At 65.5% G+C, this 25,956-nt stretch carries 27 protein-coding genes; 15 read left to right on the top strand and 12 right to left on the bottom strand.

Annotation, left to right across the window (positions count from 1 at the left end):
- Positions 1–293: 293 nt before the first annotated feature.
- The 4 genes from RHIZ70P_RS20960 to RHIZ70P_RS20945 all read left to right on the top strand — a co-directional run bounded on the left by RHIZ70P_RS20960 (position 294) and on the right by RHIZ70P_RS20945 (position 3,671).
- Positions 294–722: a MucR family transcriptional regulator gene (locus tag RHIZ70P_RS20960; RefSeq protein WP_115672457.1), complete on the top strand. Its 429-nt coding sequence runs from the start codon at positions 294–296 to the stop codon at positions 720–722.
- 228 nt (positions 723–950) lie between these two features.
- On the top strand, positions 951–1,400 hold the full coding sequence (locus tag RHIZ70P_RS20955; protein WP_115672456.1) for a helix-turn-helix domain-containing protein: 450 nt from the start codon (positions 951–953) through the stop codon (positions 1,398–1,400).
- The gene (locus tag RHIZ70P_RS20950) at positions 1,397–2,281 is read left to right on the top strand and encodes a DUF6456 domain-containing protein (RefSeq protein ID WP_115672455.1); all 885 of its coding nucleotides are present in this window, start codon (positions 1,397–1,399) and stop codon (positions 2,279–2,281) included. The genes RHIZ70P_RS20955 and RHIZ70P_RS20950 overlap by 4 nt, the downstream gene beginning before the upstream one ends.
- A 196-nt stretch (positions 2,282–2,477) precedes the next feature.
- Positions 2,478–3,671, top strand: coding sequence for a cache domain-containing protein (locus RHIZ70P_RS20945; RefSeq protein WP_115672454.1), 1,194 nt, complete (start codon positions 2,478–2,480; stop codon positions 3,669–3,671).
- Here RHIZ70P_RS20945 and RHIZ70P_RS20940 read toward each other — a convergent pair.
- From RHIZ70P_RS20940 to RHIZ70P_RS20925, 4 genes are all read right to left on the bottom strand, one after another.
- Positions 3,610–5,580: a glycosyltransferase gene (locus tag RHIZ70P_RS20940; RefSeq protein ID WP_115672453.1), complete on the bottom strand. Its 1,971-nt coding sequence runs from the start codon at positions 5,578–5,580 to the stop codon at positions 3,610–3,612. The genes RHIZ70P_RS20945 and RHIZ70P_RS20940 overlap by 62 nt on opposite strands.
- 2 nt (positions 5,581–5,582) lie before the next feature.
- A complete protein-coding gene (locus RHIZ70P_RS20935) occupies positions 5,583–6,776 on the bottom strand; it encodes an HlyD family secretion protein (RefSeq protein WP_115672452.1) in 1,194 nt (397 codons plus the stop codon).
- Positions 6,777–7,054: 278 nt separating this feature from the next.
- On the bottom strand, positions 7,055–7,471 hold the full coding sequence (locus tag RHIZ70P_RS20930) for a SufE family protein (protein WP_115672451.1): 417 nt from the start codon (positions 7,469–7,471) through the stop codon (positions 7,055–7,057).
- A 313-nt stretch (positions 7,472–7,784) separates the two neighbouring features.
- Complete coding sequence (locus RHIZ70P_RS20925) at positions 7,785–8,237, bottom strand: DUF5330 domain-containing protein (protein WP_115672490.1); 453 nt, start codon at positions 8,235–8,237, stop codon at positions 7,785–7,787.
- A 494-nt stretch (positions 8,238–8,731) separates the two neighbouring features.
- On the opposite strand from RHIZ70P_RS20925, the gene RHIZ70P_RS20920 reads away from it, so the two are divergent.
- From RHIZ70P_RS20920 to RHIZ70P_RS20895, 6 genes are all read left to right on the top strand, one after another.
- Complete coding sequence (locus RHIZ70P_RS20920) at positions 8,732–10,261, top strand: sensor histidine kinase (RefSeq protein ID WP_181904092.1); 1,530 nt, start codon at positions 8,732–8,734, stop codon at positions 10,259–10,261.
- A complete protein-coding gene (locus RHIZ70P_RS20915) occupies positions 10,233–11,213 on the top strand; it encodes a peptidoglycan-binding protein (RefSeq protein ID WP_115672449.1) in 981 nt (326 codons plus the stop codon). The genes RHIZ70P_RS20920 and RHIZ70P_RS20915 overlap by 29 nt, the downstream gene beginning before the upstream one ends.
- A 108-nt stretch (positions 11,214–11,321) precedes the next feature.
- Positions 11,322–12,812 (top strand): methyl-accepting chemotaxis protein, encoded by a 1,491-nt coding sequence (locus tag RHIZ70P_RS20910; protein WP_115672448.1) that lies wholly within the window; start codon positions 11,322–11,324, stop codon positions 12,810–12,812.
- 228 nt (positions 12,813–13,040) lie between these two features.
- Positions 13,041–14,111, top strand: a complete 1,071-nt coding sequence (locus RHIZ70P_RS20905) for a GH25 family lysozyme (protein WP_115672446.1) — start codon at positions 13,041–13,043, stop codon at positions 14,109–14,111.
- Between the two features lie 117 nt (positions 14,112–14,228).
- On the top strand, positions 14,229–14,570 hold the full coding sequence (locus RHIZ70P_RS20900) for a DUF1491 family protein (RefSeq protein ID WP_115672444.1): 342 nt from the start codon (positions 14,229–14,231) through the stop codon (positions 14,568–14,570).
- Positions 14,571–14,734: 164 nt separating this feature from the next.
- A complete protein-coding gene (locus RHIZ70P_RS20895; protein WP_115672442.1) occupies positions 14,735–15,406 on the top strand; it encodes an SH3 domain-containing protein in 672 nt (223 codons plus the stop codon).
- Positions 15,407–15,601: 195 nt separating this feature from the next.
- On the opposite strand, the gene tal is transcribed toward RHIZ70P_RS20895, so the two are convergent.
- The 3 genes from tal to RHIZ70P_RS20875 form a co-directional block, all read right to left on the bottom strand.
- A complete protein-coding gene (gene tal, locus RHIZ70P_RS20890) occupies positions 15,602–16,558 on the bottom strand; it encodes a transaldolase (RefSeq protein ID WP_115672487.1) in 957 nt (318 codons plus the stop codon).
- 143 nt (positions 16,559–16,701) lie between these two features.
- Positions 16,702–17,592 (bottom strand): methylated-DNA--[protein]-cysteine S-methyltransferase, encoded by an 891-nt coding sequence (locus RHIZ70P_RS20885; RefSeq protein ID WP_115672440.1) that lies wholly within the window; start codon positions 17,590–17,592, stop codon positions 16,702–16,704.
- Positions 17,593–17,932: 340 nt separating this feature from the next.
- Complete coding sequence (locus tag RHIZ70P_RS20875; RefSeq protein ID WP_115672439.1) at positions 17,933–18,430, bottom strand: DUF2244 domain-containing protein; 498 nt, start codon at positions 18,428–18,430, stop codon at positions 17,933–17,935.
- A 22-nt stretch (positions 18,431–18,452) separates the two neighbouring features.
- Here RHIZ70P_RS20875 and nth point away from each other — a divergent pair, with 22 nt between their 5' ends.
- Positions 18,453–19,229, top strand: coding sequence for an endonuclease III (nth, locus tag RHIZ70P_RS20870; protein ID WP_115672437.1), 777 nt, complete (start codon positions 18,453–18,455; stop codon positions 19,227–19,229).
- A 7-nt stretch (positions 19,230–19,236) separates the two neighbouring features.
- Here nth and RHIZ70P_RS20865 read toward each other — a convergent pair whose 3' ends face one another.
- The gene (locus RHIZ70P_RS20865; RefSeq protein WP_115672435.1) at positions 19,237–19,947 is read right to left on the bottom strand and encodes a sulfate transporter family protein; all 711 of its coding nucleotides are present in this window, start codon (positions 19,945–19,947) and stop codon (positions 19,237–19,239) included.
- A gap of 197 nt (positions 19,948–20,144) precedes the next feature.
- Entirely contained in the window at positions 20,145–21,266 is a 1,122-nt protein-coding gene (locus RHIZ70P_RS20860; protein ID WP_419178321.1) for a DUF2336 domain-containing protein, read from the bottom strand.
- Positions 21,267–21,664: 398 nt separating this feature from the next.
- Between RHIZ70P_RS20860 and RHIZ70P_RS20855 the strand changes: the two genes are divergently transcribed.
- Positions 21,665–21,862 (top strand): hypothetical protein, encoded by a 198-nt coding sequence (locus RHIZ70P_RS20855; protein ID WP_115672433.1) that lies wholly within the window; start codon positions 21,665–21,667, stop codon positions 21,860–21,862.
- Between the two features lie 127 nt (positions 21,863–21,989).
- Here RHIZ70P_RS20855 and RHIZ70P_RS20850 read toward each other — a convergent pair whose 3' ends face one another.
- Positions 21,990–22,583 (bottom strand): DUF1254 domain-containing protein, encoded by a 594-nt coding sequence (locus RHIZ70P_RS20850; protein WP_115672431.1) that lies wholly within the window; start codon positions 22,581–22,583, stop codon positions 21,990–21,992.
- On the bottom strand, positions 22,580–23,164 hold the full coding sequence (locus RHIZ70P_RS20845) for a DUF1214 domain-containing protein (RefSeq protein ID WP_115672429.1): 585 nt from the start codon (positions 23,162–23,164) through the stop codon (positions 22,580–22,582). Before RHIZ70P_RS20845 ends, RHIZ70P_RS20850 begins: the two co-directional genes overlap by 4 nt.
- A 448-nt stretch (positions 23,165–23,612) precedes the next feature.
- Between RHIZ70P_RS20845 and RHIZ70P_RS20840 the strand changes: the two genes are divergently transcribed.
- From RHIZ70P_RS20840 to RHIZ70P_RS20830, 3 genes are all read left to right on the top strand, one after another.
- The gene (locus RHIZ70P_RS20840; RefSeq protein ID WP_115672427.1) at positions 23,613–23,861 is read left to right on the top strand and encodes a FitA-like ribbon-helix-helix domain-containing protein; all 249 of its coding nucleotides are present in this window, start codon (positions 23,613–23,615) and stop codon (positions 23,859–23,861) included.
- Positions 23,858–24,289 (top strand): type II toxin-antitoxin system VapC family toxin, encoded by a 432-nt coding sequence (locus tag RHIZ70P_RS20835; protein ID WP_115672425.1) that lies wholly within the window; start codon positions 23,858–23,860, stop codon positions 24,287–24,289. The genes RHIZ70P_RS20840 and RHIZ70P_RS20835 overlap by 4 nt, the downstream gene beginning before the upstream one ends.
- A gap of 205 nt (positions 24,290–24,494) precedes the next feature.
- Positions 24,495–25,307, top strand: a complete 813-nt coding sequence (locus RHIZ70P_RS20830; RefSeq protein WP_115672423.1) for a sulfite exporter TauE/SafE family protein — start codon at positions 24,495–24,497, stop codon at positions 25,305–25,307.
- 7 nt (positions 25,308–25,314) lie between these two features.
- Here RHIZ70P_RS20830 and greA read toward each other — a convergent pair whose 3' ends face one another.
- Complete coding sequence (greA, locus tag RHIZ70P_RS20825) at positions 25,315–25,797, bottom strand: transcription elongation factor GreA (protein WP_115672421.1); 483 nt, start codon at positions 25,795–25,797, stop codon at positions 25,315–25,317.
- Positions 25,798–25,956: the final 159 nt, after the last annotated feature.

Here is a 25,956-nt window from a genome sequence, read left to right as displayed (position 1 = left end):
TGGTAACGAATTGATAGAGTCACGATCCTTGGAGACTTGGTTTTCTTGCGCTCTTGATTCCCGCGGGGACGTTGTATTCGCAACTGCTTGATCTGCCGGGGATTAAGGCCACAGAAGGCCGGACTACAGGGTCAGTCGGGACAAATTCCTGAGCGCTATTCCGGAATCTAGGGGTGGATTCCACGTCGGCAACGGCAGGATTTGCGTTTGCGGCCTTTGTTCCATGGCTTCAACGAGTGGTGCCGGCCGGTCAGCTGGCGCCTTGGCAAGCACAGTTGAACAGGAGACTAGAAATGACAGAAATCGCCCATGTCGCGGGCCAGAATCTGCTGGTGGAACTCACCGCGGACATCGTTGCGGCCTATGTGAGCCACCATGTGGTGCCCGTCGGGGACCTCGCCAACCTCATTTCCGACGTACACTCGGCGCTCAGCAATACCGCGTCGCCGGCTCCGGTCGTCTCGGTCGTCGAAAAGCAGAAGCCGGCGGTCGCCGTGCGCAAGTCCGTTCAGGACGACCAGATCATCTGCCTGGAATGCGGCGGCTCCTTCAAGTCGTTGAAGCGCCACCTGATGACCCACCACAATCTCGGACCGGAAGAATACCGCGACAAGTGGGACCTGCCGATGGACTACCCGATGGTGGCTCCCGCCTATGCCGAAGCGCGCTCGCGCCTGGCCAAGGAAATGGGCCTCGGCCAGCGCCGCAAGCGCGGCAAGTAATCGCGGCCCGCCACACGCGGCCTGCCGGCAAAAGCCAGGGTGAAACGAAACCGGACCGCGAGGCCCGGTTTTTTGTTGTTGGGAATGAGGAAATAAATCCCATCAAAATTGTTTTGGGAAGGCGAAACGCGGGGAGATTCAGAGGCGAATGAAAAAATCGCGTCTTCCGCCATCCCCGCATTCTGATATGGGTGTATGAATTAATTCCTATCTATTGGGAGTAGTCATATGCCACAGCATCAAGCCATTTCCGCCATATCCGCTTCCGCCGCCACACCCGTTGGTCGGACCGCAATCCCGTCGCCGGCGCAGTCCCAGTCCCAGCCGCAGGCCCAGGCCGCGGATCGCGCCGCACCGGCCGACCGGCGAATCGTCTGCATGGTGGTGCGCCAGCTTACCGCCGAACTGCTGGGCGTCGTCGGCGACCGACAGGAGGTGCGGCGCGCGCGCCGGCGGGCCAGCTGCCATGTGCGCCAGATCGCCATGTATGTCTGCCATGTCGCGCTCTCCATGTCCTATGGCGAGATCGCCGAGGCCTTCGGGCTCGACCGCACCACGGTCAGCCATGCCTGCCATGTGGTCGAGGACCGACGCGACGATGCGGCCTTCGACACCTTCGTCAGCACCGTCGAGCGCCTGGCCGAATCGGTCTGCATGGTCGCCGGGAGGCCGGCATGACGGCGACGCTTCCAACGCCGGCCGAACGGCGCCTGCTTCTGCGCCTGCTGAAGCTTGCCCTGCGCGGACCCCTTGAGGTCTCGAAGGGCGAGGATGGCCGGCTGTCGGTCTCCTGCGCGAAGTTCTGCGCGGAGAAGGGCAAGACAAAGGGCCGGAACGAAGACGCGCAGGACGGTCCGGATGCCGGCCTGCCCACCCGCATCCCGGACGTCCCGGCCAGTCTGTTGCGCTTTGCGGTGGCGGGCGGGCTAATCGTCCGCGATGGAGCGGTGCTGAAGTCAGGCGAGGGGACGGCCACCTATCTGCGCCGCGCCATGGTCGCACCCGGCGACGAGGCCTTTCTCGAGCAGCACCGCGACATGGCCGACGAGACCCTGCTCGAGAACGGCCGGAGGCGGCCGGTCCGGCGCAATCTGGCCGAATCACCCCTGTCCGGCCTCGCCCGGCTGAAGGACCGCACGGGCGCCTCCTATTACGACGAACAGGCGATCGCCGCGGGAGAGCGGCTCGCCGCCGATTTCGAGCGCGCCGGACTGCAGCCGCGCATCACGTCGTCCTTCGAGCCGCGCCTTGCCGGGCGGGTGCGGGGCACGGCGCCGGCCTCGGTCGAGATCGCCGATTCCGCGCTGGGCGCCCGCGCCCGGGTCAATGCGGCGATCGAGGCCATGGGGCCGGAGCTTGCCGGCGTGGCGCTCGACGTCTGCTGTTTCATGAAGGGGCTGGAAACGGTCGAGCGCGAGCGGCAATGGCCGGCCCGCTCCGCCAAGCTGATGCTGCGCGCCGCCCTTCTGGCGCTTGCCCGCCACTATGCGCCACCACCCAAGGGCGGCCGGCGGCGGCATCATTGGGGCACGCAAGATTTCCGCCCGGAGATCGGCTGATGTGTCGCCTCGCATCCGTCGAGGTGCGCTGGTGACCTTTTTGGCAACTCTGGGCAAGCAAGCCACTGCGGCTGGTCCGCATTTACGTGACATTATGCTAAATAAGCGGTAAACGCGCGCCATGCGCCCTCCATCCCGTCGACGCACCCGCGGGCACCTTAGCGCCTGACAAACCACTGACCGCCGGAAGTCATCCATGCCCTTTCGCATCCGCACCGCCTTGAGCCCTTCCTTGGCATTCATCACCATGGCCTTTGTCCTGACGGGCGCGGTCATCGGTCTCGCCATGGCCTATGTGCTGATCAACGAGCGGGGCAGCGCCTACGAGGCGGCGCGGCTGACGAGTGCCGTCGAGGTCCGCATGCGCGGCGTCCAGACGGCCGTGGCGCAGTCGCTGCACCGGGAGTGGCTCAATCTTCTGGCGGTGCGCCGGCAATTGGCCGTGCTGCGGCCGCAGGACCTGCAGACGCAACTCGACACGCTCGTCGGGGGCGGAAGCGTGGTGTCCTGGGCCGGTTATGCGCAAAGCGACGGCACGGTCGTCGCCGCGTCCGGCGGCCTGCTTGTGGGAGAGAGTGTCGAGCAGCGTCCGTGGTTCCGGGAGGGCCTGCGGGGTCCGTTTGCCGGCGATGCCCATGAGGCCCTTCTGCTCGCCGCCAGGCTGCCGCCGCAGGACAACGGCGCCCCGCCGCAACTCCTCGACCTGGCAGCGCCCGTTTTGGATGCCGATGGTTCGGCCATCGGCGTGCTCGGGCTACACCTCAACGTCGCCTGGGCCCGGCGTCTCCTGAACGAACTGGCCGCGTCCTTGGCGGTGGATATCTTCGTCGTTGGCGCCGATGGCGCTGTCGTCGCCTCGTCCACCGGCGAAGAGCCGCCGACCCTGGACCTGCCGAGCTTCCGCATGGCCCGTTCCGGCATTTCCGGCTCGGGTGTCGAAACCTGGCCGGACGGCCGCACCTATTTCACCACCACGGTCCCCGAACTGAGCTATGCTGACCTGCCGCGGTTCGGCTGGAACCTGGTGGCCCGGATCGATGGCGAATACGCCGCCTTGCCGGCGCGTGTCCTGTCACAGGATCTGATGCTGCGCCTTGTCGGCTTCGCCCTGATCCTGGCGCTGCTTACAGTGTTGTTCATCGTCGCCTTCATCCGGCCGTTCGCCGCGCTCGCCCGCAATGCCGTCGACATTGCCGAGGGCAGGGACGTCTATCCGCTGGAAAGCCACCGCACGCGCGAACTCGGCATGATCGGCGCGGCGCTGGCGCGCCTGCAATCGGCGGCCCATCCGCATGAAATGCCGCATCCCGGCGAGAACGAGGGTCGCGCTAGCGACGTTCAAGGCGCGAAAGGGCCTCGCCCAGCACGGCGGACAGCCGGGTCGAGGTGACGCTCGGCACCGCTCCTTGCGTATAGAGCCGCCGCAGCAGCGCCTCGTACTGGTGCTCGTCCAGTTCCAGCGACAGGATGGCACCGTCGCCGGTGGTCTCGAGCACGAAGGCCTTCATGTCGCCGATATCGCGGATCTTTAGCTCGACCGCCGCCCCGGGCAACAGCTGAACGCCACGAATGCGCGCGGTCCCCTCGGTGAGGTCGGTGAGCCAGATCCGCTTCAGCCGGCCGTCGGCGAGGATGATGCAGCGCTCCGGATGGTCGGCCAGGTGCTGCTCCACCCGCGGCAATTCCACGCAGACCGTGATCGCCACGCTGAGGATCAGCAGATTGTAGATCGTCCAGAAGAGGATGACGTATTTGCCGTCCCCGGCATCGGTGAAGGCAAAGCTGTCGAAGGCGATGCCGAGCAGCAGGCCCAGCGCCGTCAGCGACAGTAGGATGAGAAAGGGCATCATCATCCGCCATTGGATGACGACCTTTGTCCGGTCTCCGCCCTTGGCGGTGACGCTGAACGGATGCCCCTTCGGCCGGATCAGCCCGACCACGGCGGCGCGCGTGATCGGGATCGCGCCGAGCAACTGGCTCACATCGTTGACGATCGGAACGATCAGCCCGGACGAGACGAAATTCAGCGCGAACAAGACCCAGAAATAATAGGGCACGAAGTAGAAGACCACATCCGCCAGGCTCGCCTCGACGATGGTGACGTTGAAGAACCAGTAGAGCAGCGGAAAAATCATGCAGGCGATGCGGAAGGAAAAGCTCGTCAGCCAGAACAGCACCGAATCGACGACGCTCCAGCGGTCGCGCAGCCTCAGGCGGCTTTCGGCGAGGGGGCCCACGCGGCTGCGCGCGATCTGCATCAGCCCGAGGCACCAGCGTGCCCGCTGCGTCACATATTCCTTGAGACCCTCTGGCGCGAGGCCCTCGGTCAGCGCTTCGTTGAGATAGACCGTCCGCCACCCGGCCTCCTGGAGTACCAGGGTCATCATGAAATCCTCGGTCACGCTCTCCGTCGGAAAGCCGCCGACGGCCTGGACCGCCCGCCAGCGGACGATCGACGAGGTGCCGCAGCAGAACGCGATGCCCCAGGCGTCCCGGCTCGGCTGCAGGTGATCGAAGAAGAAGCGCTGCTCGTCGGGATAGGATCGGCTCAGCCCGAGATTGTGCTGGATCGGGTCGGGATTGAAGAAGTGCTGCGGGGTCTGGACGAGACCGACGTCCGGGGCGTGAAACAGCGCCAGCGCCCGCGAGACGAAATCGGCATGGGGGACGAAGTCGGCATCGAGAACGGCAACGAAATCCGGCGGATGCGGATCAGAGGCGAGCACGCCCAGCGCGTGGTTGATATTGCCGGCCTTGGAGCCGAGATTGTCGGTGCGGCGCAGATAGCGCACCTGCTGGCCTCTACAGAAGTCGCGCAGCCAGTCGCGCCGTCCGTCGTCGAGGACGAGCACGTCGCAGTTCGGGTGATGGCTCGCCTTCGCTCCGACGATCGTCCGCTCGAGCACGTCGCGATGCTCGTTATAGGTCGCGATCAGGATCGCCACTTTCGGCGGATCAGGCTCCCACCAGGCAAGATTGCGGTCGGCCTCTTGCGAGCGGGCGCCGGTGCGGCTGAGGATGGCGAAGGCGCTGAGTGAGGACAGGCCGGCCGCCGCCTCGGAAAGAAAGAAGGACCAGCTGAACAGGCAGTCCCAGCTCAGGCCGATGGGAGCAAGCGTCTCGGTTGCCCGCCACCAGAGATAGCGCAGCGTGAGCAGGGCGGCCACGGCAAACAGGCCGGCCCGGTGCCAGCTGTTCTTCGGGTCCAGCAGGTCGTCCAGCAGCAGGGCCGCACCGACGAGGAGCAACGCCAGCATCGCCACGGACTGGACCTCGCTGCCGAGGAGGAGGCTTTCCATCCTCAGTTCCAGAGCCGCCGGAGCCAGTCCAGCGGACGGTTTTCCAGGAACACCCGCCCGGTACGGCCGACGAGGCAGCGCAATTCTTCGTCCTCGCGCAGCGCCGGCACGTCGAGGGTGACGTCGAAACGCCCGAGATGACGCTCGCTGGGGGCAATCGCCAGGTTGTCGTAGACGGCGGCGGCCCCGGAGCCGGCGACACGGGTCACCGTCCCCTGCAGGATGCGGCCGCTGCCGTTCATGCGGAACGATGCCGAGCTGCCCGGCTCGATGCTGTTATAGACCCTTTCCGTCACGGAAAGCGTGACGATCGCCGAATCGCAATCGACCAGCCGCAGCAGGTCCTGGCCCCGCTGGACGGTCTCGCCGGAAACAGCCAGATAGTCCCAGACGAGGCCGGAGACATTGGCTTGCAGGGCCGAGGAGGTCAGCAGGTTGACGCGCAGCCGCTCCGTGCGGATCCTCGCCTCCAGGGCATTGAAGATCACCGACTGTGCCTCCGCATTGGCATCGATCTCGGCCTTTCGCGCTTGAAGCTCCGATATTCTCTGCCCGGAAGAGGGGGTGTCGTTATAGCCGTCGCCCAGAAGGATACCGCGCTCGGCTGCCCTAAGGTTGATCCGGGCGACACGGCTGGCCTCCTCCGCATTTCTAAGGTTGAGCGCCGCGACTTCGGCCGATGACTGCGCTTCCTCGAGCGATTCCCCCGTCCTGATGCCCTGTTTGCTCAGCCGCCTGGAACGCTCCAGGCCGAGCTCGGCATAGCGCAGCCGAGCCTCTGCTGCGGAACGGCTGGCTTCGGCGCTATCCACCAGGGCACGCAACTGCTCGGACCTTTCCTTGCGATGCGACGCGGCCTGCGCGCGCAGCTCCTCGATCGCACTCTGGATGGCATTTGCGGTCCGGTTCAGCCTGTCGATCTCCGCGAGCGTTTCGGCCCTTTCCTGGAGGAGATCGGAAAGCCGGATATTATCCACCAGCGGATCGGAGAGTGCGCCAAGCGTATCGCCCCGGCTGATCCGCGCGCCGAGCGGGCGGGACACGAGCTGGAACGTGCCGGCGATCGGCGCCCGGATCGTGGTGACCCGTGCATTGACGAAGGCATCCGCGCTCACCCCCGCCGTCTGTTCCCGGAAGATGACGAACAGGGCGAGAAAGACAAAGGTCAGCCCCGCGATGATCTTGATCGACCTCATGCTGGGAATGGCCCCCCGTACCGCATGGGCGAAGCCGCGCAGACGACGGGAAGGGGTGGGTTGGAGGCTGCATTCCCATTGCCTTTGGCGGCGAAGTCATAGCCGTCGAGATTTCGGCCCATCATGGACTCCTGCGTTGTGGCGTCTGGAAACATACCACGACAACGGGAGCCGGCAGGGGGGCACTGCCACCGGCGGTTAACACCGGCTTAACAGGATGGATCAAATGGAGGGCCATTTCCGCATCGGCCGGAGCATCATCCCCGGGCCTCCAAAGCTCACACCAGATGCCGCGCCGCCTCCTCGCGGATGCGCTGGATCATCGAGCGCAGGCCGTTGGCGCGCTGGGCCGAGAGGTGCTCGATCAGCCCGAGTCGCGAGAAAAGCTCGATGGCATCGAAGGCGACGATTTCCGAGGCGCGCTTGCCGGAATAGGCGGCGAGCACGATCGCCACCAGGCCGCGCACGATATGGGCGTCCGAATCGCCGGCAAGGTCGATGACCGGGTCCGGACCCTCATGCGGATGGGTCGAAAGCCAGACCTGGCTGGCGCAGCCCTTGACCTTGTTTTCCGCCGTCCGCTCCGCCTCGGGAAGCTCGGGCAGTTCCTTGCCGAGCTCCATGACGTAGCGCATCCGGTCCTCCCAGTCGTCCAGGAAGCCAAAATCCTCGGTCATCTGCGCAAGCGTCGTCATGGGTGTCACATCCGGTTCAAGCATGGGGTGACCCGGTATAGGCGATCCCGGCGGGCATTTGAACCTTTGCGGCAGACGGCAGGCGGGGAAAAAGAAAAAGCCGCGAGGACAAGGGGTTCCTCGCGGCTCGGCAAAGGGCCGAAGTTTCCTGTGGGACAGGCAGACAGACAGGCAGACAGGCAACCGAGCAGGCCCGAATGGGCAAGGCATGCTCCGATGCAAGCGGAGGGCCGGGGCCGCCAATCGGCCCTGGGGAATTGTCGGGAGGCGGCGCCGCGTGCCTTTCGGCGGTGGCGGCCGTGCCGGGGTCGGGTTACGACTTGGGCGGGGTATAAGGTTTCGGCAGGTTGTCCTTCCGCGGGCGGCTCGCCGGGATGACCGTGCCGGTGGTGACGATATCGGTGACGGCCTCGGCCTGTGCGGGCGCGGCTTCCGCGCTCAGCGACGGCCGGGCGGGCTTGTCCTCGGCGACGGCCTGTTCGCCGTCGTCGGCAAACTGGCTGTCGAGGATCTGATAGGCGACCAGCGCGCCCTCGCGGGCTCGTTCGCCCAGAATCTTGAAGGTTTCGGCACCCTTTTCGCAGACGTCCGGCTTTTCCGTGCAGATGGCGGAGAGATAGTGGTAGGCGTCGGTCGCCGCCACGATCGCATCGCCGATTTCAAGGCTGGGGCCCTCGGCGGCATCCTGTGCCCGCTGGCTGCCGAAGAACGACAGCACCACCAGCGTCATCGAGCACCAGAAAGCTCCCTTGATCAGAAACCACATCGTCTTCACCAATCCCGTTTTGCCCGTCGCAAAACCGTTTTCCGGTCATTGTCGGGTCGTGCCGGGTTGTCTCCCGGACTTGTGAGGGCAAGCTATCGCCGCGGTGCAAAGATCGCTTTGCAAAACCCGCTCGGATTTGTCTCAAATTTGAACGAATGAAAGTCTGGCGACCCTTCATCCGGCATTTCCATCAAACTTTACCGACCCTCGTTAAGCATAATTGTGGCGAGCGCCCGGCAATCCACCGCTTCTCGGCCGGCGGGCCGGACACAATTCTTAACGCGATCAGGAAAACACTGACAAATCCGTCGCTTACGCCCCGTTAACCACGTTCTCCAAAGCTCTCCCCATGTGTCCCGTTATGGGGCTTCAGGGGGTATTCCGGGGCCTTCGGGGGGCCTTGCCTTATCTTTTCCTTAAGCGCGGCGGGCCTAAGGTCGGGGCCTCGAAAACGAACAGTTTCGCGGATTTTTGGCGTGCAAGTATTGCGTAACATGGCTGACAGGGCGAAGGCGATTTTCGATCGCATGGCCGGCAAATGCCTCGCCTCGCAGGCGGATGGCAGGAAAGCCGATCCGCGCGAGATCGCGGCCCTGCGCCGCCTCGCCGCGGGCTTTGCCCTGATGCTCGCCACCGTGCCCGTCGCACTCTCCTTTCATTACGGTCCGGCGGTCGCCCTGCCGCTCGGCTTTGCCGTCGTCGTCTCGCTGTTCCTGGTCAGCGCCGTGGCGCTCGTCACCCTGCGCCGCGCGGGAGCAGGCACCGCCGCCGAAAGCGGCAGCGAGGAAGCGGTATCGTCGCCCTTCGACGTCTGCCCCGGCCTGATGCTCCGCCTCGACACGGCCGGGCAGGTATGCGAGGCAGCCGGGCGCGACCGTGACATGTTCCTGTCCTTCCTGCGCGATCCCTTCGGCCGGCCGTTCGTCGACCAGGTGCATGTCTCCGACCGGATCGCCTTCATCCAGGCGCTTGACGACCTGCGCCAGGGCGCCGATGCCGTCGTCATCGACCTGCGCCTCGACCGCACGGTGATCGGCCTCGACCAGGCACAGTTCATGAACGTGCGCATGGACATGACCGCCACGCGCGGCCAGGACGGCCAGTTGGCCTTCGTCTTCGCCCAGTTGCTCGACATCGCCGGCGAAATGTCGATCCGCACCGTCGCCCTGGAAAAGGAAGACGAGGCCGCCGCCGCGCACGAGGCCAAGTCGCGCTTCCTCGCCGCCGTGAGCCACGAACTGAGGACCCCGCTCAATGCGATCCTCGGTTTCTCCGACATCCTCGCGGGCGAATATTTCGGCAAGCTCGAGAACGATCGCCAGCGCGAATATGTGCAGCTGATCCGCCAGTCTGGCGCCCATCTCCTGTCGGTCGTCAACGCCATGCTCGACATGTCGAAGATCGAGGCCGGCCGCTATGAACTGGTGCTCGAGCCCTTCATGATCGGCGATGCCGTGACCGAATGCGAGCAGATGCTGTCGCTGCAGGCCGAAAACAAGGGTGTGAAACTCACCAGCCGGGTTGCCCGTGGGCTGGGCGAGGTCGTCGCCGATGGACGCGCCGTCAGACAGGTCTTGATCAATCTCGTCGGCAATGCCATCAAGTTCACGCAAGGCGGCGGCGCCGTCATCGTCGATGCCAGCCGCGAGGGCGACGAGCTGAAGATCGTCGTCTCCGACACCGGCATCGGCATCGCGCCGGAAAAGATGGCGCTGATCGGCCGGCCCTTCACCCAGGTCCATGCCGACCTGAGCCGCGCCTACGAAGGCTCTGGCCTCGGCCTGTCGCTGGTCAAGGGCCTGACCGCGCTGCATGGCGGCACGTTCCAGATGGAAAGCCTGCCGGGCGTCGGCACCGTCGTCACGGTCCGCCTGCCGGCCGATGGCTCCGGTGCGCTGATCGACGCCGCCGAAGGACACAACACGGTCGAATTCCCGCCGCGGCTCAAGCCTGCGGATTGGCCGGCCGCGATGGAAAGTGAGAGAGAGACTGCCTATGACGAAGCGAAAGCGAAAATCGCCTGAGAGAAAGCCGGCCCTTAAGGTGGCCGGCCTTCTGCTCGAAGGCGTTGGCGCTGTAGCGCGCCTCGTCGGCCGTTATCCGCGGTCGGTGGGCGGCTTTTCCGCCTTTGCCGTCGCCTTCGGCTTCGTCGCCGCCAATGCGCTCTGGTATCAGCCGGGCCACCACCCGTCGCCGATCTTCTCGACCCGCGATGCGAGCGATTTCAATGCGCTGGCCGGCATTACCCGCCATCCACAGATCGAGCCGGACCCGGCCGACGTCACCAGCTTCAAGATAGAGCGCGCGACTGAGGCCTCGGCCGAGGGCAACTTGGCCGAGACACCCGCGGACAAGCCTGCCGCTGCGCCGCAGAGCGCTGCCGCGACCTCCGTCCAGCCGTCCGACGCCGCCCCGGTTGCCACCGCCGAGAATGCCGCGCTGGTCGTCTCCGTGCAAAACGAACTTGCCCGGCGCGGCCTCTATGACGGTCTTGCCGATGGCGTGATCGGCCCGCGCACCGAGGCCGCGATCACCGTCTTCCAGAAGTCGATCGGCGTCGAGGCGAACGGCCTTGTCGGTCCGGAACTGCTGGCTGCGCTGAAGGCCGACCGCAGCGTCACCGCCGCCGTGCCGAAAAGCCGCCCGCCGGAGGACCTGAGCCCCGCCGCCGCCGACCCGGTCGCCGCCGCCATCCGCAATGCCTCCAAGGTCGTCGCAACCGCCCCGGCTTCAAGGAACCCAACCCCGCCGGCGCTTCCCGTCGCCCTTCGCGGCACAGCCGCCGATGCGGCGCTGATCATGGAAATCCAGCGGGGGCTTGCCAACATCGCCTATACCGATGTCAGCGTCGACGGCGTGGCCGGCGAACAGACCCGCAATGCCATCCGCCGCTTCGAGCGCCACTACCGCCTGCCGGAAACCGGCGAGCCGAGCGAGACCGTGCTGAAGAAACTGCGCGACATCGGCGCGCTTTGAGGCATCCGGCGGCGTCGCACCGGGACATCGTTAATTCGCATATGTTCAGATTTGCGAATCCTTAACCGTGAAGCGTCACAATCGCGCATTCCCGGGGGAGGATCTGCAATGAATGCAAGCAACAGTCTGGCCTTGCCAGAAGAATTCACCGAGGCGCTGCCTGCCGAAGATCCGGCCGAACGACACGAGGCGGCCGAACGACACGAGGCGGCCGACGCCGAGACGCTGCGCCGCATCGTCACCAAGCTCGCCGACGAGGCCTCGACGCTCGGCATCGATCTGGTCGATATCGCTGGCGCGATCCAGGACGTCGCCGCCATGTCGAAGCGCCACGCCTCGACCTTCGACGAGGTGACGCGCACCGCGCTCTCCATCGCCGAAACCAACAAGACGGTCGCTTCCTCGCTGCGCGCCACCGACGAGACCGCCGTCGAGGCCCGCCGCATGCTGGGCGAATCCTCCACGCGGCTGTCCGGCGCGGTCGGCAAGATCGACCTGATGGTCGAGGCCTCCCAGGAAATTTCGACCGAGATCGGTTCCTTCTCCGTCTCTCTCGCCAATGTCGACAAGGTCGCCGAGGAGATCGGCGCGATCGCCCGCCAGACCAATCTTCTCGCGCTCAACGCCGCGATCGAGGCGGCCCGCGCCGGCGAGGCGGGCAAGGGCTTTGCCGTGGTCGCCGCCGAGATCCGCGCCCTGTCGCTGCAGACCTCGCAGGCCACCGGCTCGATCCAGCAGACGCTGAACGAGATCCGCGGCAAGATCACCCGCCTGTCGCAGGCCGGCCAGGGCGCCAGCGAAAGCGCGCTTGCCGTGCGCGAGACCTCGCAGGCGATGAACAATTCCTTCGGCACGATGGAGCAGGTCATCACCCGCATCCTCGACGGCTCGAGCGTCATGGCCAGGACCACCGACACGGTCGACCGCCAATGCGCCGAATTCGTCGGCACGCTCAATGTCATGGCCGCCGAGGTGTCGGAATCCGACACCGCCCTGCAGAACGCCGCGACCCGCGTCGACCGCGTCGTCGCGCTGTCGGAAACCTTGATCCAATTGACCGCTTCGGCCGGCATCGAGACGCATGACAGTCCGTGGATCAATGCCGCCCGCGATGTCGCGGCCCAGATTTCCGCCACCTTCCAGCGCGGCGTCGATAGCGGCCGTATCGGCATGAGTGCGTTGTTCGACCGCAATTATCGGCCGATCCCCGGCACCGACCCGGTGCAGATGATGGCGGCCTTCACCGAATTCACCGATCAGGTCCTGCCCGCCATTCTCGAACCGGTGCTCGGCCTGTCCGATCGCGTCGGTTTCTGCGCCGCCGTCGACACCAATGGCTACCTGCCGACCCACAACAGGAAGTTCTCCGCCCCGCAGCGCCCCGGCGATCCGGTGTGGAACACCGCAAATTGTCGCAACCGCCGCATCTTCGCCGATCGCGTCGGCCTGTCCGCCGGCCGCTCGACCGCGCCTTTCCTGGTCCAGACCTACCGGCGCGACATGGGCGGCGGCAATTTCGTCGTGATGAAGGATATTTCCGCCCCGATCATCGTTTCCGGCCGCCACTGGGGCGGGCTCAGGCTGGCGATCCGCGTCTAGCCGGCGTGCGGATGCAGGTGGCGTTGGCGGGTCAGGCAAGCCGGGCCCGGCCAGCACGTGGTCGGTGGGGCAGGGCAGGGTGGATAATCGCGCTGTCGTGCAGCAGATCCTAATCCGTAAAGATTGAATTAAGTCTTTTCCGGTAAGTTTCCGTTAGCAATTCGCACCCGGGGTGATCTCCAAGGGTGCGAGATCCGGTCATCCCCTTGTTGTGCGTATGGGTTCGTGATGCGTTTTTCGGTTGTTCCTGCGATTTTCCTCGCCTGCCTGACCCTGTCTGGCTGCATATCCGGTTCCGATCCGGAAGCCGTCCTTTCGCCCGCACCTTCGCGCGAGACGACCGGCGCGGTGGGGAAAACCTCCCGCCTTGTGCCGGCAGCCGATATCGGCGCCGCGGTCCCGCCGGCCGCGATCGCTCAGGCGCCGATGGCCCCCGCCGACACCGGCGGCGAGACCCATGAACTCGCCTGGGCCGGCAATGTGCCCCAGCCCCAGGCCTTCGCCACGACGGCGATGACGGTCGGCATGCCTGTGCCATCGGACAAGCCGATCGCCGCGATGATCACGCCCGAGCCGCCCGCGGCAAACGGCCAGCGCACGCGCTCGAAGGTCTACAGCCAGCAGTTCCGCGACGCCAAGCCGATCAATTTCGGCAAGGTCTCGCCGAAGAAATATGCCGTCCACGGTGTCGACGTGTCGCGCTGGCAGGGCGACATCGACTGGCCGAAGCTGCGCACGCAGGGTGCCAACTTCGCCTATATCAAGGCGACCGACGGCGGTGACCATCTCGACCCGATGTTCAAGACCAACTGGCGTCGTGCCAAGGAGGCGGGCATCCGCCGCGGCGCCTATCATTTCTTCTACTGGTGCCGCACCGCCGGCGAACAGGCCGACTGGTTCATCCGCAACGTGCCGCGCGATCCCGACGCTTTGCCGCCGGTGATCGACGTCGAATACAACGGCGAATCGAGCTGCCGCTTCAAGCTGTCGGCGGAAAAGGCGCGCGAGAAGATGCAGGTCTTCATGGACCGGCTCGAGCGCCACTACGGCAAGCGCCCGGTCATCTACACCGCGCCCGACTTCTACAAGGACAACCTGCGCGGCCATTTCCTCGACTACCCCTTCTGGCTGCGCGCCGTCGCCGCTCATCCGTCCAAGGTCTATCCCGGCCGCAACTGGCTGTTCTGGCAATATTCCGGCTCCGGCCTGTCGCATGGCGTCAGGGAAAAGATCGACCTGAACGTCTTTTCCGGCAGCGAGGGCGACTGGCACCAATGGCTGAACGCCGGCCGGACCTGAGGCAGGGAGGGGATAGCTTGGTGCGCCGGCAGGTCCTGGAGCCAGGCGGCGCCCGCATCCGCGCGGCTGGCCTAAGCCCCATTCCCATCCCTCGGCCTTTGCCGTAGAAGCACGGCCATGCGTGTCCGTTCCGATCTTTTCGTCTCCGCCCTCGTCCGTCGCGTCTTTTCCCTGGGCGGCTTTGCCGCCGTGGCGAAGAAGGGCGTCGAGGAAGCCGGCGCCATCTTCGTGCGCCAGCGTTTTCGCGATGGCAGCGAAACCCTGTTCGGCCCGGCCCCCCAGGCGCTGGTGATCGACGAGGGCCGCGATGCCCGCATGTTCGAGGTGAGGCTGGAGCGCGGCGAGGCGATTGCCGTCGACACCCTGCTCGAGCGCGAACGCCGCTTCGACCCCGATTTTTGGGTGCTGGAGGTCGAGCTGGAGGACATCGGCACGCTCTTGCCGATGGCGGGTGGGTGACTGCGGGTGGATGACTGCGGGTGGATGACTGGCGCCGGTATTGTCTCCCCTGGAGAAAAGCAAGGCCATCCAGCCGGTAGGCAGCACCCGTTTACCTTCGCCCGAGATAGTCTGGCGACGCGACGGCCGCTGTACTATCGTCGCCGAGAACAGAGGAGTACCCCATGCGTCGCATCCTGCCCGTCCTGATCGCCCTGGCGACGCTCTCCTGGCCAGTCGTCGCGCCGGCGCAGGAACCGCTGGTCATTCCGGCCCCGACCATGGGCGGCAATCCGTCCGACGACGCGGCGATCTGGCATGTCTACGGACTGATCCCCGGCGACATGCTCAACATCCGCTCCGGCGCCGGCCCGGCCTTCCGGGTGATCGGTGCGCTGCAGGAGGGCCAGCCGGTGCGCAATCTCGGCTGCCGCGAGCGCGACGGCGGCTTCTGGTGCCGGATTTCCACCTATGACCGCCCGAGCATCAGCGGCTGGGTCAATGGCCGCTACATCACCGACGAATGGGTCCCGCCGGCCGGCGCAGAGCCTGAGGACGACGAGGACCGCGTCATTCCGGGAACTGCCTATCACGCCACCGGCACGATCCGCTGCCAGAGGCTGGGCGACGACCGCATCGCCCCTTGCGCCTTCGGCATCGTTCGTAACGGCCCCTTCGCCGAAATCGACCTGACCTTTTCCGACGGCTATACCCGTTCGCTCACCTACCGCGCCGGCCGGTTTTCCGCCAAGGATGGCGCAGAGGTCCGCAGCCGCAAACAGGGCGGCGTCGCCGTCGTCACCGTCAATGGCGAGGAGACATTCCACATTCCCGACGATGTCGTGATGGGCTGGTGAGGACGATCCCGCCCGCGGAAAAAATGCCCCTCACCCTGACCCGACCGGGGTCGAGCCACGTGTCTCGACCCGTCCTTCGGACCCCCGTGAACGGGGAGAGGGAACGGCCACGGCGGTGCCCCTTGTCCCTTCTCCCCGTTCACGGGGAGAAGGTGCCGGCAGGCGGATGAGGGGCCGTTCTTCAAGACGGACGCTTTAAGCCGCCAGCGCCTTGGCGATCTGGGCGCGCAGCGTGCCGAGATCCTTGGCAAAGCCGCGAATGCCTTCGGCGAGCTTTTCGGTCGCCATGGCATCCTCGTTCATCGCCCAGCGGAAGGCCTTCTCGTCCAGAGATACGCGCGGCTCGGGCTTGACGCTTTCCGGCGACAGCAGGCGCGGCAGGTCGCCGGTCGCGGCGTCGAGTTCGTCGAGCAGCTGCGGGCTGATCGTCAGGCGGTCGCAACCGGCCAGCGCCTCGATCTCGCCGGCATTGCGGAACGAGGCGCCCATGACGATCGTCTTGATGCCGTTCGACTTGTAGTAATTGTAGATCGAGCGCACCGAGAGCACGCCCGGATCGGTCTCGGAGGTGTAGTTCTCACCGGTCGACTTCTTGTACCAGTCGAGGATGCGGCCGACGAAGGGCGAGATGAGGAAGACCTTGGCGTCGGCGCAGGCGATCGCCTGGGCCTTGGAGAACAAGAGCGTCAGGTTACAGTCGATGCCTTCGTTCTGCAGCACTTCCGCCGCGCGGATGCCCTCCCAGGTCGAGGCGAGCTTGATCAGGATGCGGTCGCGCTCGATGCCGCGCTCCTTGTAGGCGGCGATGATCCCATGCGCCTTTTCGATCGACGCCTTGGTGTCGAAGGACAGGTCGGCATCGACTTCGGTCGACACGCGGCCCGGAACCAGTCCGGCAAGCGCCGCGCCAACGGAAACGGCCAGGCGATCGGCGATGGCCTCGACCACCGCCTCGTTTGCGCCGCCCTTGGCCTTGCCCCAGGCGATCGCTTCCTTGAAGGCGTCGGCAAAGGCCTCGGTGCCAAGCGCCTTCAGGACGATCGAGGGATTGGTCGTGCAGTCCACCGGCTTCAGGCGGGCAACGGCCTCGATGTCGCCGGTATCGGCGACCACGGTGGTCATGGCGCGAAGCTGTTCGAGTTTGGAAGTCATGATCGTCATCCCTGTTCTTCAAAGCGACCCTGATCCTGAACTGCCAAGGCCGAAAAATTCGAGCCGACTATCACCAGCCGAAGATGGCAAAGTCAAGAATGCGGGAAAACGATCCTAATCGATTAAGTGATCCGTCGACTGTATCAGCCACAGATCTTTCCGGCCTCCCAGCCAAGCATGGCGCGCTTGCGCGTCAGCCCCCAGTGATAGCCGGTCAGCGCCCCGCTCTTGCCGAGTGCGCGGTGGCAGGGAACGACGAACGAGATCGGATTGCGCCCGACCGCCGCACCGACCGCCCGGCTCGCCGTCGGCTGGCCGATCCGGGCGGCGATGTCGGAATAGGTGACCGCCTTGCCGAGCGGGATTTCCAGGAGGCTCTCCCAGACCCTGACCTGGAAATCCGTGCCGATCAGCACGACGCGCAGCGGCTGCTCGCCCGACCACTTTTGCGGATCGAAGATGCGGCTCGCATAGGGTGCCGTCGCGGCCTGGTCGGCGACGTAATGCGCCTGCGGCCAGCGCTTCGCCATGTCGTCGAAGCAGGCGGCCTCGCCTCCCGGATCGGCAAAGGCCAGCCCCGCCAGCCCCCGCTCGGTCGCCATCACCAGCGCCTGGCCGAAGGGGGAGGGGTGAAAGCCATAGCGGATGGTGAGCCCGGCGCCTTTCGCCTTCCATTCGCCCGGCGACATGGCCTCGTGGGTGACGAACAGATCGTGCAGCCGGCCCGGTCCCGAGAGGCCGAGCTCGATCGATGTCTCGAGCAGCGGCATGCCCTCCCGGCCGAGCAGCCGCTTGGCATGGTCGAGCGTCACGGCCTGGAGAAAACCCTTCGGCGAAAGCCCGGCCCAGCGGGTGAACGTCTTCTGAAGCTGACTGGGCGACAGACCGAGCCGCGCCGCCAACGTTTCCAGCGACGGCTGCGCCTGGTAGTCGAGCGTCAGCATCTCGATCACCCGGCGCACGGTCTCGTAGTCGGAGCCTTCGGGCGTGATGTCGGTGGTGGTCGAAAGGTCGATCTTCTGGGCAAGGGTCATGGCTTGGTCCTCATCTGTGACACGACTTCACCACGCGCAAGACGAACGCGCCACCCGTTTCTTGCGGGGCGAGCGAAGTCATCCGTCTGCGCAAGCCAGCCCCCTCTGCCCTGCCGGGCATCTCCCCCACAAGGGGGGAGAACACAGCCCGGATGCCGCTCGGCCCAATCCTGAAAAAGATCGGTGCCCCGAATGTGGAGCCTTACTACAGTCGTCCCGGATGCAACATCTTTCGTCTGCTTTCGAAGCTGGAGATGGGGCAGGCGGGCGCGCCAAGCGGATCTCCCCCCTTGTGGGGGAGATGCCCGGCAGGGCAGAGGGGGTATCGCCTACGAAGCGCTCAAATCCGCTGCTTGGCCGTCGCCAGTGCGCCCTTGAACGCCCTGGCAAAGCTCTCGCGGTCGTCGGGATTGAGGAAAGAGCCGATCTCGGTGCGTTTCCCTTGTCCCGCCACCTGCATCGAGACGATGCCGATCTCGTCATGGCGCTTGACGAAGAAGCGCGCCCAGAACGGGTTGTACCAATATTCGGTCATCCGCCCCGAGGGGGTGAACTTGCGGATCGCCAGGTCTGTGCGCGAGACATAGACCTCCTCCCGGGCGCGGCCGGATCGGTAGTTCAGCCAGAAGGCGCCGTAGAGCAGCAGGAAATCGAGGCCGAAGAACAGGCCGATCGGCCAGGCCCCGGTCGACATGAAGAACGCGGCATGGACCGCGCAAACCGTGCCGGTGATCATCAGGAGGATGCGGAAGCCCTTTCGGCCGAGCGAGCGGTAGGGCACGAGTTCGGCAGCGAATATGGGCTGCTCCGCGACGGGGTTCACATTGCCATTGGTCATTGGGGCCGACTATAGATTGTCCATGACGAGTCCATCGAAGAAATCCAGCACCCAAACCTTGAAAAAGTCAATTCCCGCAGCCGTGAAGCGCAAGCCCGCGGCGCGATCGGCCTATTCCAAGGCCGAGCTGGAGGAGATCTTCCGCCGCTTTTCCGTCCAGCGGCCGGAGCCGAAGGGCGAGCTGGAACACGTCAATCCGTTCACCCTCGTCGTTGCCGTGGCACTGTCGGCCCAGGCGACCGACGCCGGCGTCAACAAGGCGACGCGCGCCCTGTTCAAGGTCGCCGACACACCGCAGAAAATGCTCGATCTCGGCGAGGAAAAGGTCCGCGACTACATCAAGACGATCGGGCTTTACCGCAACAAGGCGAAGAACGTCATCGCGCTCTCGCAGCGCCTGGTCGACGTCTATGGCGGAGAGGTGCCGAAGACCCGCGAGGAACTGGTGACGCTGCCCGGCGTCGGTCGCAAGACCGCCAATGTCGTCCTGTCCATGGCCTTCGGCATCCCGACCATCGCGGTGGACACCCATATCTTCCGCATCGCCAACCGCATCAGGCTTGCCCCCGGCAAGACGCCGGACGAGATCGAGGACAAGCTGATGCGGATCATCCCGAAGCAGTACCTGTTCCACGCCCACCACTGGCTGATCTTGCACGGGCGCTACTGCTGCAAGGCGCGCAAGCCGGAATGCGAACGCTGCGTTATCGCCGACATCTGCAAGTCGCCGGAAAAGACCTGCGACGTGCCGGCTCCCCTGGTGGAACTGCCGCCGCAGCTTTTCGGCCCGACACCCTAGACCGCTGCTAGACGGCGAGCGGGGTGCGCACCGACAGCATCTTGTGCAGATGCACCATCAGCCCGGCGGCAAAGAGCGGGGTCAAGAGGTTGAGGAACGGGATCGCCAGGAAGGCGGCGATCACCAGACCGGCAGCGAACACCGTGCCGGAATGGCGCGAACGGAACAGCCGCGCCTCGTCGGGCGAACGGAAACGCATGGCGGCGAATTCGAAGAATTCCCGGCCGAGCAGGTAGCCGTTGACGAGGAAGAAGGCGACGATGTTGACGCCGGGCACCAGCAGCAGCAACAGGGCGATGAAATTGCCGACGAGCACGATGCCGAAGAATTTCAGCGATGAGAGCATGGCCGCGCCGATCGGCATGGCCGTGCCGGGCCGATCGCCCGGATAATCGCGTTTCTCGATCACCTCGGCCACGTCGTCGAGGAACAGGCCGGCGATGATCGCCGTCACCGAGGACAAGAGCAGCGCCAGCGCCAGCGCCAGGCCGATGCTGGCGAAAATACCGAAGATGAAGGTGAGCCATCCGGCCCATTCCGGCGTTCCGGGCATGAGGGCGTCAACCCAGGGCATGGCAAAGGCCACGAAGGTCTCGCGCAGCGCGAACCACAGCCCCGCCAGCACCAGAAGCGTCAGCCCGATCACCTTCCAGAAGACCGAGCGTGTCTCGGGGGCAAAGAGATTGCGCAGGGCAAGGCCTGCTGCGTCAAGGATCATTCCGGCTCTCCATCACTGTCGAGGCGGATGTAGGTCGCCGCAGCCCCGCAGACAAGCTCTGCCGACTGGCCGAAAGTGGTCCTGCTCAGGTGCGCGCTGGCAGACCCACCCGCATATGCTTGCCCGCATCTCCCCTTACGGCCGCCCAAGCCCCCGATCTCGCATGTTCTCTCCGGTTGGGGGGAGAACATGAAGCATCAGCGCGTCCGCTGGCGCAGCGCCGGGCGGCTGCGGGTGTCGCCGGTGGGAAGGATGGTCGGATTGGCGCGCGGGGCAGGGACATTGGCCGGCTGGGCCGCTGCCGGCTCCTGCTCCTGCCGGCGGAACGTATAGCTGTCGGCGCGCCGCCAGGTCTCGATCCGTTCCTCGCATTCCACCGCGAAGAGGCTGTTCCACAATTGCTCGGCGCGGGTCGTGCCGGTCGCCGGCTTGGCGAGATGCGGATAGAGCCTTTCCAGCACGAACACGGCCTCGTCGGCCTCCATGCCGACGCCGAGAAGCGTGGTCGCCAGCTGCCGGCCGGAAATGTCGAGGAGGATGCGCTCGGAGAGCCAGCGGCTGGACGACAGGACATCGGCGAGCGTGGTGGCAAAGGCGCCGCCCTCGCGGTTGCGGGCAAAGCGCACCAGCAGCGCCGACTGCATCGGCGTGATGGTGCGAAGGCCGAGGCGGTCCGAGGCCGGGCGGCTGACATGGGCGGCGAGCCTGCGGATCTGGTCGCGCAGTTCTTCCTCGCGCGTAGCGGCGCTGTCGACGGCCCCGCTTGCGGCGGGGGGCGGCTGCGGTTGCGATGAAGAGGCCGGTGCGCCGGCCTTGGGCGGCTCTGCGCCCTTGGCCGACCGGGCCGAAGAGCGTTTGGCGTGAATCGGCTCGGCAGGGGCATGGGCGGATCGGGCCGGGGGCTGTGTGGCCGCACCGGCGCCGGCGGCAGCCTCGGACCTCCCGGCGCGCGCTGCGTCCCTGGGTGGTTCGCTGTGGCGCAGGCCGACCAGTGCGTCGATCACGGTCGGCGACAGCTGTTCGCGCCGGACGATGGCGCGGGCATGGGCGGTCCCTTGCGTGCGGGCGATCATGATCAGGAGGTCGTCGGACAGGCAGGGGGAGGAGACGAGAAAGGGCGCGGCGATCGAGATCGGTTGCGAGGCGATGAACAGCGCGACCGCGTTCGGCACGTTGGGGCACTGCGACAGGGCGGAGACCGCCTGGCGGCGGGCTTCTTCGGTCGAGGCGTGGAACAGCGGCGAAAAAAGCTCGGCGAATTGCCTGAGTTCGTTTCTGGTCGGAAACTGCAACGCCTCGAAACTCGTGACCGTCGCCATCAGCACAACGTCCCTTTTCCTCACGCTTACCGGCTTTTCCAGCTCTCGAAACTGATCGATCACGACAAGACCCACACCTACGCAATACCCGATTGGCACACATTAGAGTGAATTTGTTAGCAACCTGTTAACTAAGCTCTGGCTCAATCGACAGTCAGCGCGGTGGCGTAGAAATGATTCGCCAGGCCGCGCATGTACCGCAAATTGCGTGGCCTAAGAGGGCTGCCAGACACCCTCTTGATCGCGCAGGAGAAAGGCGCAGAATGGCTTCGGCCAGCGCCGGCCGCAGTGTCTTTGCGCGGTCCGGCAGCCGGGGATTGCGCTGGTCCTTCCAAGGAAGGGCAGGGTGAGATCGGTTAAAACTTCATCCGTCTCGATTTCTGTTGAAGGAGACGAGCATGGCGGAAATTATCAAGATCAAGGATCGGCTGTCGCTGTCCGGCCGCGCGACGCGCAGCGATGGCGGCAAGGCTGACGTGCTGCTGTTTACCGGCATACGTTACGAGCGGCGCGAGACGCAGGCCAAGGCGGACGCCCGCCTGCCGGCGCTGCCGCGCCCGAAGGGCGGCAAGGGTCAGGACAGCCTCGGCCGTTGAGCCGGGCCGGTCCGCCTGAGGCCAACGACGCCCGGACCGAAGCCACGGGCCCATGACCCCGCCAATGACCTAGGCCCATTACCCAGGCCCATGACCCCGCCCACGCCGTCGGCGGGAGCGAAGGCTGTCAGTCCTCGGTCAGCGGCGCACACAGCGCCTCGTCGAGGAAGGCGCGGGCCTGGGGCGAAAAGCTCGGCGCCGGCACCATGGTGCGCAGCACCACATAACCCGTGGTGCCGCGATATTCGACCAGGATCGACTGGGTCAGCGTCGCGCCGGGGGCCTTGCGGATCTGCGCCACTTGCGCCGGCGTCGCCACGACCGCATCGAGATCGCCGCCGACCGAGGTGCGGTCGTTCATCGAGAACACTTCATTGGAGCTGGCGTCATAGACCGCCATCGACCAGAAACTCGGCCCGGCGGGCGCGTAGAGCCTGAGCGGCGCGCGGCTGATGTCGAAATGGCAGACCGCGCCCTTGAGGAACGGATCGACATTGGACAGTGCCATCTGATCGGAACCCTCGGCCTGTCCGTTGGCCGGCTTGTCGGCCGTGGTGTCGACGCTGTCCGGCAGCACGATGAAACGATGCGACGGCCCGGCCGCCTTGATCCGGGTATAGGCGTCCTTGCCGGTGAAATTGGGAAGGGCCAGGATGATGATGATGTGCAGGAGGGCCGCGCCGATCAGGCCGGTCAGCGCCGCATAGGTCAGCCTGTTCATTGGCCGCACCCCAGGCTCTCGACCTTCGGCATTTCCAGCCCGATCAGCCCGGAACTGCCGGCCGCCGGCGTGTCGAGCAGCGTCAGCACCAGCGAAAACGCCCCGGTATTGGGCAGCGCCAGCCAGTTCATCGGCCGGGCCGTCGCGGAAACGCTGATCTCGAACGAGCCGTCGCGATGGCGCAGGATGCCCTGCGAATTGTGCGCGAAGGGCAGATCGGCGCGGGGCACGAGCGGCTTACCGTCCGGATCGGCGGCATAGAGCGTCCAGAGCCTTGCCGCCGGCGTGCGCCCGACGATCCGGTAGCTGCAGGTGCCGGTCAACAGGTTGCCGTCCTCGTCGCTCGAGGCGGTGAAGGAAAGCCCCTCGGCCGAGCCATAGAGCAGCCGCCCGGCCTTGGCCCGGTGCGATTTCGCATAAGGATCGGCATCGGCCGTCTGCACGTCGGGAAAGGCGCTCCACACGCCGAGCCGAATGGCGCCGAAGCCCGCCGAGGCATTGAGCGCCGAAAGCGTCGTCAGGATCCCGCCGCCAAAGGCGATGACAAGCGCGACGGCGATGAGGAGAGGAACCCGAAACACGTGATGCCTTGAACCATGAAATGCTGGTCGAACGGGTAGCATTGATTCCGGACAAGGTGAAGGGTGAGGAATTGTCGGCGAAGCCGACGAAACGATCCAGTGAATCGTTTCGAATGACGAAAGCCCTGAGCCCAAGCGAAGGGCCGGGGCGTTGTCTCTCATCCTGACCCTGCGGGGAACATGCCCCGCACCCTGGCCCGACCGAAAAACATGCCCCCTCAGTTGACCCGCCCGGAGAAGTTGCCCCTCACCCTGACCCGACCGGGGTCGAGCCGCGTGTCTCGACCCGTCCTTCGGACCCCCGCAGGCGGGGAGAGGGGACGGCCACGGCGGTGCCGCTCGTCCCTTCTCCCCGCCTGCGGGGAAAAGGTGCCGGCAGGCGGAGGCGCGCCTTGATCGGCCTGTCATCAATGCTTATGATGCAATCATTGATGACAGGAGGCCGGATATGGCGAGCATCACCATTCGCAATCTTGATGACGGCCTGAAGCAGCGGCTGCGTCTGCGCGCCGCGACTCATGGCCGATCCATGGAAGACGAGGCGCGCGACATCCTGCGCTCGACGCTCTCGGCCGAAAGCCGGCGGCCCGGCAATCTGGCCGAGGCGATCCGGCAAAGGGTTGCCGCGCTCGGCGGCGTCGAACTGGAAATCGCCCCGCGCGAGCCGATCCGCGATGCGCCGGTCTTTCCCGAATGATCGTCCTCGACACCAACGTCCTGTCGGAGCTTCTGGCGCCGAACCCTTTTCCGGCGGTTGTCGCCTGGCTCGCCGCGCAGCCCGCTGCCGCCGTCTTCACCACGACCGTGACCGAGGCTGAAATTCTCTACGGATTGGCGCTTCTTCCGGACGCACGCAGGCGCCAGGCGCTCGAGGCGGCCGTGAGACCGATCTTCGCCGAGGATCTCGCCGGCCGGGTTCTTGCCTTCGATCGCGACGCGGCCCACAGCTATGCGGTGATTGCCGCCCATCGCCGGAAAATCGGTCGGCCGATCAGCCAGTTCGATGCGCAGATCGCCGCGATTGCCGTCTCGCGCGGCGCCTCGATCGCCACCCGGAATGTCGCCGATTTCGCCGACACCGGCGCGGTGATCGTCAATCCCTGGGATTTTCGCGGGCTCGACTAGGCGCTTCCAGATTGCGAGGCAGGCGCGTCGGCGAGCGTTGACCACGATGCTGCGCACCAATCCGGCAAGCCTTACGGTCGCCACTCACGCCTTGTGGCGCAGTCCGTCGACGAGAAGCGGCACCATCCGATGGGCGCCCGATGACCTCTCGCCTGCGGGCGAAAAAACAAGTAGGAAAGCGATATCTCCAACGGGCTATATCGCTATGACCGAGAATTCTATTGCTCCATCAGGATCGTCACGCAATTTGCCCATGGCTTTCGGTGGTGGAGGCATCATCGGCGCTTTGGGCGGATTGGTCGGCCTCGGCGGCGCCGAGTTCCGGTTGCCCCTTCTCATTGGACTATTTCACTTTGCCCCTCTCGAAGCGGTCATTCTCAACAAGGCCATGAGCCTCGTCGTCGTCGCCACGGCCCTGCCATTTCGCGCCGCAACCGTGCCCTTTGGCTCGATCGCGGAGAACTGGCCCATTGTGCTCAACTTGCTGGCCGGAAGCCTTCTTGGAGCATGGTTCGGGGCTGGATGGGCAACACGTCTGAAATCGGAAACGCTCTACAAGATCATCGCCGCGTTGCTCGTTGCGATTGCGGTCGTGCTCGTTGTCGGACATGGCGCAACGGCAGGCCAAGCTCTTCTGACGGGCGCCGCGCAGATGATCGCGGGTGTCGTCGCGGGCTTTGTTATCGGGATTGTGGCCTCCCTGCTTGGCGTGGCAGGCGGCGAACTCCTCATTCCCACTTTGGTGCTGTTGTTCGGCGCGGATATCAAGCTGGCGGGAAGTCTTTCGCTCGCGGTAAGCCTGCCGACAATGCTGGTCGGCTTTTCACGTTACAGCCGCGACCAGAGCTTTTCCGCTCTCGGTCGCAACAAGGCGTTCCTGTTCGTGATGGCGGCAGGGTCGATCGTCGGCACCTATATTGGCGGGCAATTGCTCGGTATCGTGCCGAACAGCTTCTTGCTACCCGCTCTGGCGGTGATCCTGCTAATCTCGGCCATGAAGGTCTGGCGACACAGCTAGCTCCGCCTCACGCGATCCCGACAATCTCCAACTCCTGCTCGCCCATCGTGACCACATCGCCAACCTCCTTGCCGATCAAGAGCCTCGCCACCGGCGATACATACGAGATCGATCCCGCCTTGGGGTCGGCCTCGTCCTCGCCGACGATGCGGTAGGTCTGGACCCGTCCGTCGTCGCGCGAAAAGGTGACGGTGCTGCCGAAAGCGACGTGGGTCGCGGTCTCCGGCGGGGGCATGAGCTTTGCCGAATGGACCCGTTCGGCGAAATAGCGCAGGTCGCGCAAGGGACCGGCCGCCTGGCGCCGGCGTTCGTTGACGTCCTCGATTGCCGTCGTCGCCTCGTAGGCCGCGCGGGCGTCCGACAGTTGCTGCTCGAGCGCCTTCAGGCCTGCCTCGGTGACGAGGTTGGGATGCGGCGAGATGGGGCGGTCGGGCAAAAGCGTTTCCGCCGCCGCTTCGGCACTCTCTTCCTTGACGAAGGCAACACTCACTCAGGATTTCCTCTTCCGTGAAGGGCAGGGCGCCGGCGCGTTTTTCGGCGAAAACGCGCGGGGCCGGACTGAAAGGGGGACAATAGACGAACCGCCGGGATTGATCCATGGCAGGCTGCGCACCCGTTCGATCGCCAGCCGGCACGCGCGGGGGGGGGG

The organism is Paenirhizobium selenitireducens ATCC BAA-1503 (assembly GCF_900492185.1).
Lineage (GTDB): Bacteria > Pseudomonadota > Alphaproteobacteria > Rhizobiales > Rhizobiaceae > Allorhizobium > Allorhizobium selenitireducens_A.
Note: the sequence above shows the minus strand (reverse complement) of the source record. Positions and strands in the feature narration are given on the sequence as shown.

Excerpts from the sequence above, each read along its gene's own strand:
- RHIZ70P_RS20960 (WP_115672457.1), top strand. The coding sequence starts at position 294 with ATGACAGAAATCGCCCATGTCGCGGGCCAGAATCTGCTGGTGGAACTC.
- RHIZ70P_RS20955 (WP_115672456.1), top strand. The coding sequence starts at position 951 with ATGCCACAGCATCAAGCCATTTCCGCCATATCCGCTTCCGCCGCCACA.
- RHIZ70P_RS20950 (WP_115672455.1), top strand. The coding sequence starts at position 1,397 with ATGACGGCGACGCTTCCAACGCCGGCCGAACGGCGCCTGCTTCTGCGC.
- RHIZ70P_RS20945 (WP_115672454.1), top strand. The coding sequence starts at position 2,478 with ATGCCCTTTCGCATCCGCACCGCCTTGAGCCCTTCCTTGGCATTCATC.
- RHIZ70P_RS20940 (WP_115672453.1), bottom strand. The coding sequence starts at position 5,580 with ATGGAAAGCCTCCTCCTCGGCAGCGAGGTCCAGTCCGTGGCGATGCTG.
- RHIZ70P_RS20935 (WP_115672452.1), bottom strand. The coding sequence starts at position 6,776 with ATGAGGTCGATCAAGATCATCGCGGGGCTGACCTTTGTCTTTCTCGCC.
- RHIZ70P_RS20930 (WP_115672451.1), bottom strand. The coding sequence starts at position 7,471 with ATGACGACGCTTGCGCAGATGACCGAGGATTTTGGCTTCCTGGACGAC.
- RHIZ70P_RS20925 (WP_115672490.1), bottom strand. The coding sequence starts at position 8,237 with ATGTGGTTTCTGATCAAGGGAGCTTTCTGGTGCTCGATGACGCTGGTG.
- RHIZ70P_RS20920 (WP_181904092.1), top strand. The coding sequence starts at position 8,732 with ATGGCTGACAGGGCGAAGGCGATTTTCGATCGCATGGCCGGCAAATGC.
- RHIZ70P_RS20915 (WP_115672449.1), top strand. The coding sequence starts at position 10,233 with ATGACGAAGCGAAAGCGAAAATCGCCTGAGAGAAAGCCGGCCCTTAAG.
- RHIZ70P_RS20910 (WP_115672448.1), top strand. The coding sequence starts at position 11,322 with ATGAATGCAAGCAACAGTCTGGCCTTGCCAGAAGAATTCACCGAGGCG.
- RHIZ70P_RS20905 (WP_115672446.1), top strand. The coding sequence starts at position 13,041 with ATGCGTTTTTCGGTTGTTCCTGCGATTTTCCTCGCCTGCCTGACCCTG.
- RHIZ70P_RS20900 (WP_115672444.1), top strand. The coding sequence starts at position 14,229 with ATGCGTGTCCGTTCCGATCTTTTCGTCTCCGCCCTCGTCCGTCGCGTC.
- RHIZ70P_RS20895 (WP_115672442.1), top strand. The coding sequence starts at position 14,735 with ATGCGTCGCATCCTGCCCGTCCTGATCGCCCTGGCGACGCTCTCCTGG.
- tal (WP_115672487.1), bottom strand. The coding sequence starts at position 16,558 with ATGACTTCCAAACTCGAACAGCTTCGCGCCATGACCACCGTGGTCGCC.
- RHIZ70P_RS20885 (WP_115672440.1), bottom strand. The coding sequence starts at position 17,592 with ATGACCCTTGCCCAGAAGATCGACCTTTCGACCACCACCGACATCACG.
- RHIZ70P_RS20875 (WP_115672439.1), bottom strand. The coding sequence starts at position 18,430 with ATGACCAATGGCAATGTGAACCCCGTCGCGGAGCAGCCCATATTCGCT.
- nth (WP_115672437.1), top strand. The coding sequence starts at position 18,453 with ATGACGAGTCCATCGAAGAAATCCAGCACCCAAACCTTGAAAAAGTCA.
- RHIZ70P_RS20865 (WP_115672435.1), bottom strand. The coding sequence starts at position 19,947 with ATGATCCTTGACGCAGCAGGCCTTGCCCTGCGCAATCTCTTTGCCCCC.
- RHIZ70P_RS20860 (WP_419178321.1), bottom strand. The coding sequence starts at position 21,266 with ATGGCGACGGTCACGAGTTTCGAGGCGTTGCAGTTTCCGACCAGAAAC.
- RHIZ70P_RS20855 (WP_115672433.1), top strand. The coding sequence starts at position 21,665 with ATGGCGGAAATTATCAAGATCAAGGATCGGCTGTCGCTGTCCGGCCGC.
- RHIZ70P_RS20850 (WP_115672431.1), bottom strand. The coding sequence starts at position 22,583 with ATGAACAGGCTGACCTATGCGGCGCTGACCGGCCTGATCGGCGCGGCC.
- RHIZ70P_RS20840 (WP_115672427.1), top strand. The coding sequence starts at position 23,613 with ATGGCGAGCATCACCATTCGCAATCTTGATGACGGCCTGAAGCAGCGG.
- RHIZ70P_RS20835 (WP_115672425.1), top strand. The coding sequence starts at position 23,858 with ATGATCGTCCTCGACACCAACGTCCTGTCGGAGCTTCTGGCGCCGAAC.
- RHIZ70P_RS20830 (WP_115672423.1), top strand. The coding sequence starts at position 24,495 with ATGACCGAGAATTCTATTGCTCCATCAGGATCGTCACGCAATTTGCCC.